The sequence below is a fragment of the Kribbella sp. NPDC004536 genome, assembly GCF_042873835.1.
Lineage (GTDB): Bacteria > Actinomycetota > Actinomycetes > Propionibacteriales > Kribbellaceae > Kribbella.
Map to the genome: position 1 here is coordinate 436,675 of NZ_JBIALY010000005.1, position 13,788 is coordinate 450,462.

At 70.9% G+C, this 13,788-nt stretch carries 2 protein-coding genes; one reads left to right on the forward strand and one right to left on the reverse strand.

What is annotated here, in order from left to right; translation table 11 throughout:
• Positions 1–353: 353 nt before the first annotated feature.
• Positions 354–12,275: an amino acid adenylation domain-containing protein gene (locus tag ACFYRU_RS37945; protein WP_387668364.1), complete on the reverse strand. Its 11,922-nt coding sequence runs from the start codon at positions 12,273–12,275 to the stop codon at positions 354–356.
• A 444-nt stretch (positions 12,276–12,719) separates the two neighbouring features.
• On the opposite strand from ACFYRU_RS37945, the gene ACFYRU_RS37950 reads away from it, so the two are divergent.
• Positions 12,720–13,784, forward strand: a complete 1,065-nt coding sequence (locus ACFYRU_RS37950) for a serine hydrolase domain-containing protein (protein ID WP_387668367.1) — start codon at positions 12,720–12,722, stop codon at positions 13,782–13,784.
• Positions 13,785–13,788: the final 4 nt, after the last annotated feature.

The following is a 13,788-nucleotide window of genomic DNA, read 5'->3' on the forward strand; positions in this document are numbered from 1 at the left end:
AATCTCCCGAATCCGTGTAACGACTGCCCTACGCGCAGCGATTCAAGGGATGGATGGGGTGGGGGCACCGTCATCCACGACCGGCCGAGGGGGCTCGGGCCGGACGCCACAACGGGAGATCGAGGGGGGCCTTGGATCTTCCGGAACACGCGAGCGGCGGGTGAGGAGACTCCCCGCCGCAACCGTGTGCAGCACCGGTCGGGAACCCGCATGCCTTCGGCAACGTCCGACCGGTTCGGTCGCGATCGATCCCGTGGAGGGACGGAATCGAACGCGGGTTCTGCACCGTGAACGGTGGACGATGGCAGCGGAGGGGTCTGCCACCGGCCTGACCCCCCGTCCGCGGTGCAGAACTAGGGCCTGAGCCATTCGGGTTCGGGGAGGCGGGCGCGGTCGAGGCGGCCGATGTCGTCGAGCGGGAGTTCCTCGATCGGGATCAGGTCCGCCGGGACCAGGTAGATCGGCAGCTGCTTGCCGAGGTCAAGCATCAGCCGGGCCAGGACGGCGGGGTCGCTGTCCTCGAGGACGACGTACCCGATCAGGCAGGTGTCGCCGGCCGGGTCCGCCTGCGCGACCACGACCGCGTCGACCACGCCGGGCTGGTCGGCCAGTACGTGCTCCGTCTCCCCCGGCTCCACCCGGTGGCCGCGGATCTTCACCTGGTCGTCCGCGCGGCCCAGGTACTCCAAGGTGCCGTCGATGCGCCAGCGGCCGAGGTCGCGGCTGCGGTACAGCCGGGCGCCCGGGTGACCCGGATCGCCGACGAACGCGTGCTCGGTCTCCTCCGGCCGGCCGAGATAGCCCTGGGCAACCGCGGCGCCACCGAGGTGGATCTCGCCGACCGCGCCGACCGGTACCGGGCGCAGCGCGGCGTCGAGCAGGCGGACGGCCACGCCCTCGATCGGACGGCCGATCGACGGCCGGTCCTCGCCCGGGTCGACCTCGTGGATCGTGGTCACGATCGACGCCTCGGTCGGCCCGTACTCGTTGAACAGCCGGCACTGCGGATGCGCGTCCAGGAACTCCCGCACCTTGTGCGTCAGCACCATCGCCTCGCCACCCGCGACGATCTCCCGCAGCGCGGGCAGCTCGGGCAGCCGGCGCATCGTCGCCAGCAACGCGGTCAGCGGGCTGAACGCCATGAACAGCCGCTGTACGCCGTGATCGCGGAGCGCCGCGACGACCGCGTCCGGGTCGTACCGGTCGTCCTCGCCGATCAGTACCAGCGCCGCGCCGGACGCGAGGGTCGTGAACATCTCCTGTACGTGGACGTCGAAGCCGAACGAGGTCCACTGCAACGTCCTGAGCGACCGCCTGGTCCGCAGGTAGTGCCGGACCAGGTTCACCGGGCCGCGGTGCGGGACCACGACGCCCTTCGGGTTGCCGGACGAACCGGAGGTGTAGATGCAGTACGCGATGTCGTCGGCCGCGGCCCGGACCGGCGGCGCCTGCCGCGCTCGCGCGTCGCCGTCGGCGGCGACGACCGGTACGAGTCGCAGGCCGAGGCGATCCGCCAGTGCCGCGTCGTCGCCGACCAGCGCGACGGCGGCCGCGTCGTGCACCATGAACGCCCAGCGCGACTCCGGTACGCCGGGGTCGAGCGGGAGGTACGCAGCGCCGGACTTCAGCACCGCGAGCACGGCGACGACCATTTCGGTGCCGCGGGCAACACGGACGGCAACGATCTCGCCGGGCTTCACGCCGAGGTCGGCGAGCTGCCAGGCGACGGCGTTCGAGCGGCGGTCGAGTTCGGCGTACGTGAGCTCGCGATCGCCTTGGATGACGGCGATCGCGTCCGGGGTCCGGGCGACCTGCTGCTCGAACAGGGTGTGCAGTCCGCTGAGTTCGCCGGCCACCACGGCGTCGCGGCGTACTCGCCCGATCGGGGCGATCGGGTCGGCATCCGACTCGAGTTCGCGGAGGAGTTCGAGGTCGGAGTCGACCGGGAGGACGAGCTCGGGCAGCCGGAGCTGCGGGTTGGTCGTTGCCCTGCGCAACACTTCGGCCAGGTAGCCGAGGAGGCGTTCGACGGTGCGCTGCTCGAACAGGCCGGTCCGGTAGTCCGCCGTACAGGTGATGCCGGCACCGTTGTGGGTGAGCCGGAACCTCAGGTCGATCGACGGCGGCAGCTCGTCGTCGCCGTCCTCGAAGTCGACGAGGATCTGGAACAGCGGGTCGCGCTCGAAGAACCCGAGGTCGGCGCCGGCGTGGTCGGACGCGGCCGTCGTGATGTCGCGGATCCGCTCGGTCAACTCGCCCAGCTCGGGCTCGCCGGACAGGTCGATGCGGAGCGGGAGCGCCGGGCGCGGATCCGGCTCGCCCTTCGGGCGGATCAGCGCGGAGCCGATCGTCACGTCGTCCTGCGCGGCGAAGCGGCCGAGTACGGTCGCGGTGGCCGCGAGCATCGTCATCACCGGACTGAGTTTGCGGTCCCGGCTGTACGCGAAGACGGCGTCGGCGAGCTCCTCGTCGAGCTTCCGTTCGACCGAGGCGACCGCGTCGTCGCCGGGTCCGCGCACGCGATCCGACGGCAGGACCAACGGCTCGGCTCCGGCGAGTACTTGTTCCCAGTACGCGAGGTCGCGGCGCATGTCGTCCGGCTTCGGGGCGACTGCCGGCAGGTCGTCCCAGGAGGTGGAATCCAGTACCCGGACCTGCAGAGCGTTCGCATCCGGCTCTTCTGTTGATTCAGTGAGGAGGGCCAACTGTTCGCGCATCAGCTTGGTGACGCCGTCGACCAACTGACCGGCTACCCGCAACTGCTGCGACATGAGCGCGGCCATACCGCTACCGGGCAGGTCCGCCTCACTGGTGGCGGCCGCCGCCTCGTCAACCTTCGCCGCCAACTCCGCAAGCCCCGACCCCAACACCGCCAACGCCGCCCGCGGATCCCTTGCAGCACTCTCGGTCTCCACCGGCTCTTCGATCTGTACTGGTTCCTCAGGCTGGGGCTCCTCCACGACAGGCTCAGCTGTTTGGACAGCGACTGCGGTGGCGAGTTTGTGTGGGGTTGTGTAGGTGAGGAACAGGTCGTCCGGCGCGAGACCGGCCTCGAAGCGGCTGTTCAGTTCGTCGATGACCGGCGCCATCGACGCCGGTGTAGCACCCAGTTCCGCGAACGTGTGGTCCACGGTCAGGTCGTACGGATCGAGGTTGTGCACCTCGCACGTCAGATCGAGTACGACATCCAGCGACTCGCGGTACCGCTCCGCCGACATCTCGTTGCCGGACAACGACCCCGCCTGCGCCAGGTAGTCCGCGTCGATCGCATGCGTCTCGGCCGGTAACGCGAACGCGTCCGGCTCGTCCCGTTCCGCCTCGTCGCGCTCCGGCTCGACCGGCTCCGGCGTGACCGGCGGGTCCAGCGGAATCCGCTTCACCGCCGCACTCGACGGCGGCTCGAACACCACCGACTGCGCCCGCGCGGCCCGTTCGAACGCGTTCAGCCGCGGCGCATTGTTGTCCCCGGCAACTGCCGTACCAGGACCGGCGAGCACCGTCACGGACGGGTCGACCGGATGGTGCACGCGACGGAACGGGTACGTCGGCAGCGGCACGCGACCGCCGTCGGCGTACACCTTCGCCCACGCGATCTCGGTCCCCTGCTCGTACAGCTCGGCAAGCCCGTTCATCGTCGCGAGTACCGGATCCTGCCCGAGGCGCTGCGCCGGAATCCACGTGCTGTTCGGCGCGATCCGGCGACCGGCCGGGCTCAGTACGGCATCCGGCCCGAGCTCCAGGAACCGCCGGCACCCGGCCGCGGTCACCGCCTCGACCGCGTCCCCGAACAACACCGGCTGCCGCAGCTGACCGACCAGGTAGTCGCTGTCGAGCACCGTTCCGGACTCGAGCAGATCACCCGACCAGCTCGACACCATCGGCGTCCGCAGCGGCTTCAGCGTGATCTCTCGAACGATCTCCGCGAAGTCCGAAAGGATTGGGTCGACCAACGAACTGTGGAACGCCCGGTCCACGTCCAGCCGTTGCCACGCGACCTGCAACTGGTCCAGCTGCGCCGCCAGCTGCCCGACGATCACCTCGGACCCGGTCAGCACGAACGACTGCGGACCGTTGCCCGCGGCAACCTCCACGCCAGCGGTCCGGGCGATCTCGCGGACCCGGTCGGCATCGGCCCGGACGGCGACCATCGCGCCGGGCACGGTGCCGCGCTGCATGAGTTCGCCGCGCTTGGCGGTCAGCCGTACGCCGTCCGCCACCGACAGCGCGCCCGCGACACACAGAGCCGCGTACTCACCGACGCTGTGGCCCACGACGAGTGCGGGCTGCACACCGAACGACTGCCACAACCGCGCCAACGCGACCTCGAACGCGAACAACGCCGGTTGCGCCGTCTCGGTCGGCCAGACACCTTCCGCGCCGCCGGCCGGGGTGAGGAGCAGCTCGTTCAGGCTGCCGCCGGTCTCCTCGTGGTACACCCGGTCGCACTCGTCGAGCACCGAGCGGAACACCGGGAACCGCGCCGCAAGCCCGGCAGCCATCCCACGGCGCGCAGCGCCCTGCCCGGTGAACGCATACCCGAGCGGGCCCGGCCCGCCCCGCGGTACTTCGGTCGGCTGCGCGGATCCGAGCGCGCTGACGAGTTCCAGTTCGGAAGCGCCCGCGACCGCGATCCGGTACCGGTGCGCGGGCCGGCCGAGGGCCGCCGTACCGGCAAGGTCGATCAGCCGGTGGCCGGTGCCGTGGCCGAGGTCGGAGCGGTACAGCTCGACCAGATCGGCGAGCGCGTCCGGGTCCGGCGCGGACAGCGGCAGGACGACCGGGCCGTCGTCGCCGCGGCGGATCTGGCGCGGCGCCTCCTCGAGGATCACGTGCGCGTTCGTACCGCTCGGGTCCAGCGCGCTGACGCCGGCGCGCAGCGTCGTACCGCCGGACTGCAGCGGTACGGTCCACTCGCGCGCGTCGGTACCGATCACGAACGGGCTGCCGTCCAGCGCGAGCGCCGGGTTCGGCGCGGTGAAGTTGATCGTCGGCACGAGCGTGCGGTGCTGCAGCATCAGGATCGTCTTGATCAGGCCGGCCATCCCGGCGGCGCTGTCCAGGTGGCCGATGTTCGGCTTCACCGACCCGAGCGTGCAGAACCCGACCTTGTCGGTGTGCCGGCGCAGCGCGATCGTCAGCGCCTTCACCTCGGCGGCGTCCGCGGCCGCGCTGCCGATCCCGTCCGCCTCGATGTAGCTCAGCGAGTCCGCGTCGAACCCGGCCCGCTGCAGCGCGCGCTCCACCAGTTCGACCTGGTTGCCGTCGGCGTTGCTCACCGCGGTGCCGCGGATCACGGCGTAAACGGTGTCGCCGTCGGCGAGGGCCTGGTCGAGACGCTTCAGCAGTACGGCGGCGACGCCGTTCCCGCCGACGGTGCCGTCGGCGTCCGCGGCGAACGCGCGTACGTGGCCGCTCGGCGACAGGATCGAGTCCGGCGTCGGGTGGTAGGTCGTTGCCTGCGGCACCTGTACGGCGGCGGCACCGGCCAGCGCGAGATCCGCGTCGCCCGACCGCAGCGCCTGGCAGGCCAGGTGCACCGCGACCAGCGACGACGAGGACGCCGACTGCACGCCGATCGCGGGACCGGTCAGGCCGAGCCGGTACGCGACCCGGGTGGCGATCGAGTCGCGGGACTGGTGCTGGCGGTTGTACAGGTTCATGCCGGAACCGGCGAACACACCGACGCGGTCCGACGTACCCGCGTACCCACCGTGCTCCAGCGCCTGATGACAAACCTCGAGGAACAACCGCTGCGCCGGCTCCATCAACTCGGCTTCACGATCACTCAACCCGAAGAACTTGGCGTCGAACGCCTCCACATGCTCCAACACACCCGAAACCGCAACAACCCCGTCCCCCGCCTCCGGCCGCCCGCGCCGGACACTCTCCACACCCCCCACAAGGTTCTCCCAGAACCCCTCCAACGTCTCCGCCCCCGGAAACCGCCCAGCCACCCCCACCACAGCCACCGGCTCCACAACCCCAGCCCGCGCAACCACCTCAGCAGGAGGCGCAGCTACGTGCTCCGTTCCCCGCACACCACGACCCGCCACAGCCACACCCGCCGCAGCCACACCCGCCGCAGTCACACTCGCCGTAGTCACACCCGCCGCAGTCACACCCGGCCCGACCACCGCGGCCGCTACGCCGCTCGCACCGGCACCCGTGTCCGCGCCGCCGTTCCCCTCACCGCCGGGACGACCCGCACCCTCCCGGACCCCGTCGTTGCCCTCAGCAACCACCGTGCCGACCGTCGCCGCGTCCTCCGCGACAACCACCCGCTCGCCACCAACCCCCACGACCGCCGCGCCGTCGTTGCCCTCAGCAACCACACCGTCCATCTCCGCCGCATCCCCGGCGACAACCACCCGCTCGCCACCGACTCCCACGAGCGCCGCACCGTCGCCACCCGCGCCGTCGCCACCCGCGCCGTCGCCACCCGCCGCACGCTTCACGCCACCGAGGCTCTCCACACGCCCGGCAGCCCCGTCATCCGCCTCGCCCGCGCTCCCCGACTCCGCAGCCGCCTCGCCCGCAGCGTCTACCGCCCCGGCAGAGACCACGTCCTCTCGGGTCGCCGCGTCCGCGATCTCCGCAGCGTCCGCCGCACCGGCACTACCGGCACCCTCGGCAACGTCCACCGCCCCGGTGCCATCGACAACCCCGGCGCCGGCATCCACGTCCTCAGCAGCTGCTATGGCGGCGTCCTCAACCGAACCCCCGACGCCCTGCGAGCCCACCGCAACGTCCACGCTCTCGACACCCAAGGCGGCAGCATCCGCGTCAGCAGCGTCGACGTCCTCGCCGACATTCCCGTGCCCCGTCGCCTCTGCACCGCCGCCAACCTCCGAACCCCCGGCAACACGCACGCCCTCGACAGCACCTACGTCCTCGACAGCCTCCGCATCATCGACAGCACGCGCGTCCCCAGCAGCACTCGCGTCCCCGGCAACACGCACGCCCTCGACAACAGGTACGTCCTCGACAGCCTCCGCATCATCGACAGCACGCGCGTCCCCAGCAGCACTCGCGTCCCCGGCAACACGCACGCCCTCGACAACACGTACGTCCTCGACAGCCTCCGCATCATCGACAGCACTCGCGTCCCCAGCAGCACTCGCGTCCCCGGCAACACGCAGGCCCTCGACAACACGTACGTCCTCGACAGCCTCCGCATCATCGACAGCACTCGCGTCCCCAGCAGCATTCGCGTCCCCGGTAACACGTACGTCCTCGACAACACGTACGTCGTCAGCAGCCTCCGCATCATCGGCGGCATCTGCGTCCTCGGCGATCGCAGCGTCGTCGGCAGCGCCCACTACCCCAGCGACAGGCGTCTCACCGGCAGCATCCACGTCCTCGACGACCGCTGCATCCCCGGAAGCATTCGCGTTCCCGGCGGCCGCCGCGCCCTCGACCGCATCCGCCTCCCCAACCCCACGCGCCCAACCTGTCGTCTGCCCCTCGCCGGTAGCGCGCACATCGACTGTGACTGCTTTGTCGTCCGCGGCGTCGGAGATGTCCTCGGGCTCGAGGCCGACGTCGGGCTCGTCAGTGGCGGCCGCGCCCTGCGTGGCGGCAACTGTCGGCGGTTCTGCCGAGAGGCTCAGCGTCTCGGCGGCATCTGCGTTCTCGCCTGCGGCGTCGTGGACGTCCAGGGTGGTATGCGCGTTCGCAGCTTCCGACTCCACCTCCGAAGCCTCGGCAGTCGTCGTACTCGCGCCCGCCCCGCCCCCGTCGACCGGCTGCGAGCCGCCGCCATCCGCCCCGGCTTCTCCCTCACCCGCTACGTCAGACGCAGGTACATCCGATCCCTCGGACTCACGATCGCTCGAACGGAGCTCCTCAGCCAGCTCGCCGCGAGCTTCACTGTCCGTTCCCTCGGCCTGCTCGTCAGCCGTCCGACCGTCGCCGGCCGACTCATCGTGGAACGGTACGCCGGGCACACCTGCAGCAGGTTCAACTACGGCACCCTCGCCCGCCACGCCCGCGGCAGGTTCGAGTACGGCGCCCTCGCCGGCGGCAGGTTCGAGTACAGCGTCCTCGCCCGCCTCGCCGCCTGCTTCACCGACCGTTTCGTCAGCCTGCTCGCCAGCCGTCTGAACGTCGCCTGCCGACTCGTCGCGGGACCGTACGCCGACCACATCTGCAGCCGGTTCGAGTACGGCACCCTCGCCCGCCACGCCCGCAGCGGGTTCGAGTACGGCGTCCTCGCCCGCCTCTCCCGGAGCGACCGCGTGGTCCGCGCCAACCGCCGCTTCATCGCGTACGAGTCCGACGTCGTCCGCACCAGCCTCGCCGAACTCCGCGAGCACCCCCGACCCCGCGACAGACACACCATCTGCGTCAGGCTCCGCGACAGACACATCGCCCGCGTCGGGGTCCGCGACGGACGCACCATCCAGGTCGGGCCCCGCAACGGACGCATCGTCTGCGTCGGACACACCATCCGCGTCGAGCCCCGCGACAGCCGCAGCAGTCGCGTCGGGCTCTGCGGCCGGCGCGCCGTCCGCGTCGTCGGCTGGCTCGTCCTGTTCGGACGCTGCCGCCTCAGCTGCAGTACCGTCGACGGCGGCCGGGGCGTCCGCACCGAGAGCTACCTCGTGCAGGACTTCGCCCTCAGCCGCTTCGGTCGGCGCAACAGCCGGGCCGTGCTCGTCAACAACTGCTTGCTGAGCCTCAACGTCAGCCCCGTCGACAACCGCCTCGCTTTGCACAACAGCCGAGCTGACCTCGTCCGCACCCGCGTACTCGGACCCGGCCGCACCGACACCAGGCCGGCTCTGTCCAACAGCCGAATCGTCCTCGTCCACACCCGCGTACTCGGCCCCCGCCGCGTCGAGAACAGGCCGGCTCTGCGGAACAGTCGAGCCGGTTTCGTCGGCAGCCGTTTGCTGGGTCTCGGTGTCGGCGGGCGTCTCGGTGTGGGGCGCCGGTGAGTTGTGATCCTCGACTGCCGCCTGGGGTTTGGTGGGGGCGTCGTGCTCGGTGTCGGCCAGTTCGTCGTGGAGACCGGACGCGTGGTCTTCGCCGACGGTCGTGTCGTCGGCAGGGGTCGTGTCAGCGTCGGGGGCTGTGTCGGCGGCGAGGGCTGCGGTCTGTTGGTTCGTGGCTTGTTCGGCTTGGGTGGTCGCGGCTTCGTGATCGGCGCTCGGCTGGTCGGCGTCCGGCTGCGCGTGCTCGGCAGTCGCCTTGTCGCCGTCGCGTGTGTCGTACTTGTCGTCGGCCGGGTTCTCGTCGGCGAAGTCTTCGGCGGTGGGTGCGGTCGGTTCGGCGTTGGGTTGCTGTTCGGCGGTGGGGGCGTCTTCGTTGGTGCGCTCGGAGGTTGTCTGGTCCGAGCTGCCCTGTACGTCGTCGGTGAGGTGGGTGTCCGCGGCCTCCGACAGTTCGTCGGGCGCGTCCGATACGAGCGGCGGTTGTTCGTCGTTCCGCGCGCTCAGGTCCTCGGAGTTCGCTGCATGGTCGGCAGGCTGAACCTCGGCGTGCGTTCCGCTCGCATCTTCGGCCGTCACTGCCGCGGTTTCGCCATTGCCAGCGTTCGACGCCTCCGCAGTACGACCCGTAACCACGTCCGCCGTACCCGCTTGTGTGGAGAGGGCCGGGGTTTCGGCTGGGTCCTCGGGCGCGCCTGCGGCGTCCGTGCGGGCGTCCGAGATTGCGTCGGTCGGGATGGGTGCGTAGGCGGCGGGAGTCTCATCGGCGGCTGCACCCACGCCGCCGGATGCGCTCGCGCCGGCCCTACTCGCACCGTCAGCCATACCCGCGTCGCCGGTTGCGCCCGCACCGTCAGCCGTACCAGCATCGCCGGCCGTACCCGCGCGGCCAGCCGTACCCGCACCGTCGGCTGCGCTCGCTTCGCCGGTCGTACCAGAGGCGTCAGCCGTGCCCGCGCCGTCGGTTGTGATCGTGGTGTCGGGGTGGGAGGCGGCGGCTTGGGGGTTTGGGTTGGGTGGGGTGGGGTCGGGTTGTGCGGCGGTGGCTTCGGCTTGTTCGGTTGGTGGTGGGGTGGTGGCTGTGATGCGGGTTAGTTCTGTGGTTGCGGGCTCGTCGGTTGGGGGTGGGGCGGGGACGGTTGTGGTGGGGTCGGCGGGGCGGGAGACGGGGGCGGGGCCGTACTCCGACAGGGGTACGGCTGGGGGCGGAGCGGTCTGCGGTTCCGCGGTCTGCGCTTCCGCGGTCTGCGCTTGCGCGGTCGCCGGTTTCGCGGTCGGCGGGGTGGTCTGGGGGGACTGCTCCGGAGCGGTGGGGGACGCGAGGTCCGTACGCACGTCGGTCGGCGTGGGAACGTAACTGCGGGAGTCCGGCTCGGTGGTGGTGCCGAGGGTGGGGCGTTCGGGGGGTGTGGGGATGGATTGCTGGAGCTCTCGTTTCCACGCGAGGTGTACGACCGGGAGTTCGGTGGTGCGTTCGGACGGGTCCTCGTCGGCGTACGGCGTGAGCTCGGGGGTCGTGGACGGGCCCTGGCCGGTGGGGCCGCTGGACTGGGTGGCGCCGGCGGGTTCCACGTGCGGGTGCGAGGCGGGGTCGAGGGTGCCGTCGATCCAGCGTTGCTTGAGGAGCGGGCGGAGGATCTTGCCGCCGGGGGTGGTCGGGAAGTCGCGGCGCGGGACGCCGACGACCTGCGCGGCCAGGCCCAGGCGGGTTTGGATCAGGCTGCGGATGGCCTGGTCCATGCCGGGGACCGAGTCGGCGGTCAGGGCGTAGAAGACGACCAGCCGGTCGGTGCCGGTTTCCTCGTCGGCGATTCCACAGGCGGCCACCAGGCCTGACGAGGCGCCGACCACCGTCGCGGCGACGGATTCGATGTCGTGGGCGTAGTGGAGCTTGCCGGACATGATGATGCGTTCGCTGTCCCGGCCGGTGACGACGACCTGCCCGCCGGTGATGAAGCCCTGGTCGCCGGTCGCGAGCCACTTCCGGGCGGGCCAGTTGCCGACCGGGAATGCGACCCGGTCCGCTTCGAGGTTCCCGAGGTACCCCGGTGTCACCCGCGCGGACGCGACCTGCAGCTGACCGATCCGGCCTTCGGGGAGGACGGCACCGTTCGGCGCGACGATGCGTACCGTCGTACCGGGCGCCGGCGCCCCCACCGAGACCAGCGAGAGAACGCCAGGCGCCTCGACCCGCGGCGCACCCGGCCGCGCGACGGCGACCTTGCCGGAGGACGGGCGTTGGTCGACCCACTCGACGACGCCGGTCGGTGGGATCCGTACGCGGTGCACGTTCGGCGTCAGCCCCGGCCGCGCGAACGTGATCCCGGTGACCGTCTCGGTCATTCCCCAGGCCGCGACGAAGGTTTCCGGTACGACACCGAACCGGTTCGTGACGCGCAGGAACTCCGACATCACCGGCACCGTGATCTGCTCGCCGCCGCTGACCAGGCTGCGCAGCGCGGACAGGTCCCAGTGCCGGTCGGGCTCCCCCGCGACGGCCGCGGTCGCGAGCCGGTACCCGAAGTTCGGCGACCAGGAGTGGTTGACCCGGTGCTGTTCCATCAGGTCGAACCACCGCAGCGGGTTCGCGAGTACCCAGTCCGTGTTGACGTGGATGTTCGTACATCCCGTGAACACCGGCAGCAGGTGGTACAGCAGGAACGCCCCGCTGCGATCCAGCGGCAGCCAGTTCAGCGTGGTCTGGCCGGGGCGGACCGGGAGCATCGCCGGCGTACCGGCGGCGAACTCCACCAACCCGCGGTGCGTCAGCTGAACCATCTTCGGCGCACCGGTCGAACCGGAGGACAGCATCAGTACGGCGACGTCGTCCGCGGCCGGGCGGTGGAAGTCGGACGTCGGCTCGTGTCCGGCCAGCGCGTCCGGGTCGAGGACCGGCAGGCCGAGGTCGTTCGGCAGGTCGGACGGACGGCCGATCAGGACCGTCCAGCCGAGCAGGTCGGTGATCCGGCGGAGCCGTTCGCGGCCCTCCTCGGTCCGGTCGCCGCCCGGATTCGGCGCGACCAGCAGCGGGCGGATGCCACCGAGCGTGCAGGCCCAGAACGCGGCGAAGAAACCGACCGGCTCGGTGCAGTGCACGACCGCCGGATCACCGGCGCGTACGCCGTTCGCGCGTAGGCCGGCGAGGATCCGCGCGGCGAGCTCGAGCAGGGTCGGGAAGTCCAGCTTGGTCTCACGGCCGTCCGGGCCGATCTCGACGACCCCGGCGCCGGCGAAGTCACGCGCGGCCCGCAGCAGCGCACTCGGCAGGTCGCGCGGGTACCCGGCGGGAATCATCAACGCCGGCCCGGTGGAGATCGCCGGCCGGTCCGCACCACTTCTCACGCCGATGCCACCACCAGCGGGGCCTCACCAGCGGGTACGCCGGGACACGGGCAGACGCCGGTCTGTTGGCGACCCACGGACACGTGCCTCCCCAACTGGACGGAGCGGATCCGGGCAGACCCGCCTCACTTCTCACCGACTGCAGCCCCGTTCTCCAGCAGCCGGAACAGACGCCGCGACCGGGCACACCCGGTGCAACATCTCGCCGACCGACAGCCGTGAACCCTACCAGCCGGGACCCGCCCTGGAGGAGTCCGTTCTCGCCAGCCAATGGTTAAGAATCCCGGGACTGCCGACATGGTTCCAACGAGTGACGGAAGGTTCCGATACGCCCCGCACGAATGCCGTACACCAGCACTCCGCGTCAGCGCCGTGGCGGTGTCGTGTCAGGCCGCCCGGGGATCGTCGTCGACGTACAGCAACAACGACGACGAGGAGCAACGAATGTCCGTACAGGATCTGCAGCAGGCCGCCCAGGAGTTCGTCGACGCCGGCTTCGGCGGGCTCGAACTGCGGGTGTCCGACGAACACGGCGAGCAGACGGTCACCGCCGGGATCCGGGAACTGGGCCGGACCGATCCGCCGCCGGTCGGCGGGCAGTTCCGGGTCGGCAGCGTGACGAAGACGTTCGTGTCGACCGTCGTCCTGCAACTGGTGGCCGAGGGCAAGCTCGCGCTGGACGGTTCGGTCGCCGACCGGCTGCCGCGGTTCGAACTGGACCCGCGGATCACCGTCCGGATGCTGCTCAACCACACGAGCGGGCTGTTCAACTACACCGGTGAGTACTACCCCGACGGCACGGTCGTCGCCGGTCTGCCCGCGACCGGGAAGGAGTGGGCCGACAACCGGCTGCGCGGGTACACGCCGGACGAGCTGGTCGGGTTCGCGCTGTCCAAGCCGGCGCGGTTCGAGCCGGGCGCCGAGTGGAGCTACTCGAACACGAACTACTCGGTCGCCGCGTTGCTGATCGAGGCCGTGACGGGCCGTACGTTCGCGGAGGAACTGGACAGCCGGATCGTGAAGCCGCTCGGCCTGAGCGGCACGATCGAGCCGGGCGACCGTACGGACATCCCCGGGCCGCACTCGCACGGGTACTTCCGCTATCAGGACGGCGAGGAGTGGAAGGTCGTCGACGTGACCGAGCAGAACCCGTCGCTGCTGTTCGCGGCCGGCAGCATGCTCTCGACCGCGCGGGACCTCCAGGTGTTCATGTCGGCCTTGCAGAGCGGCAAGCTGATCCCCGCGGACCAACTGTCCGAGATGCGTACGCCGGAACCGAAGAGCGGCCCACTCAACTACGCCCTCGGCCTGTTCAAGGAGGAGGTCGGCTCGCAAACCCTCTACCACCACAACGGCAGCGCCCCCGGCGGCTACGGCGCCCTCATGTACAGCACCCCCGACGGCACCAAAACCCTCACCGCCGCCATCACCATGGGTGACTCGGATGCCAACATCCTCGAGATCTTCCCGCCAGCACTCGAACGCCTGGTCGCGACGGTGTTCAACTGAAAGG

What these genes read in the sequence shown, in the direction of transcription:
- ACFYRU_RS37950 (WP_387668367.1), top strand. Translation starts at nt 12,720, where the DNA reads ATGTCCGTACAGGATCTGCAGCAGGCCGCCCAGGAGTTCGTCGACGCC.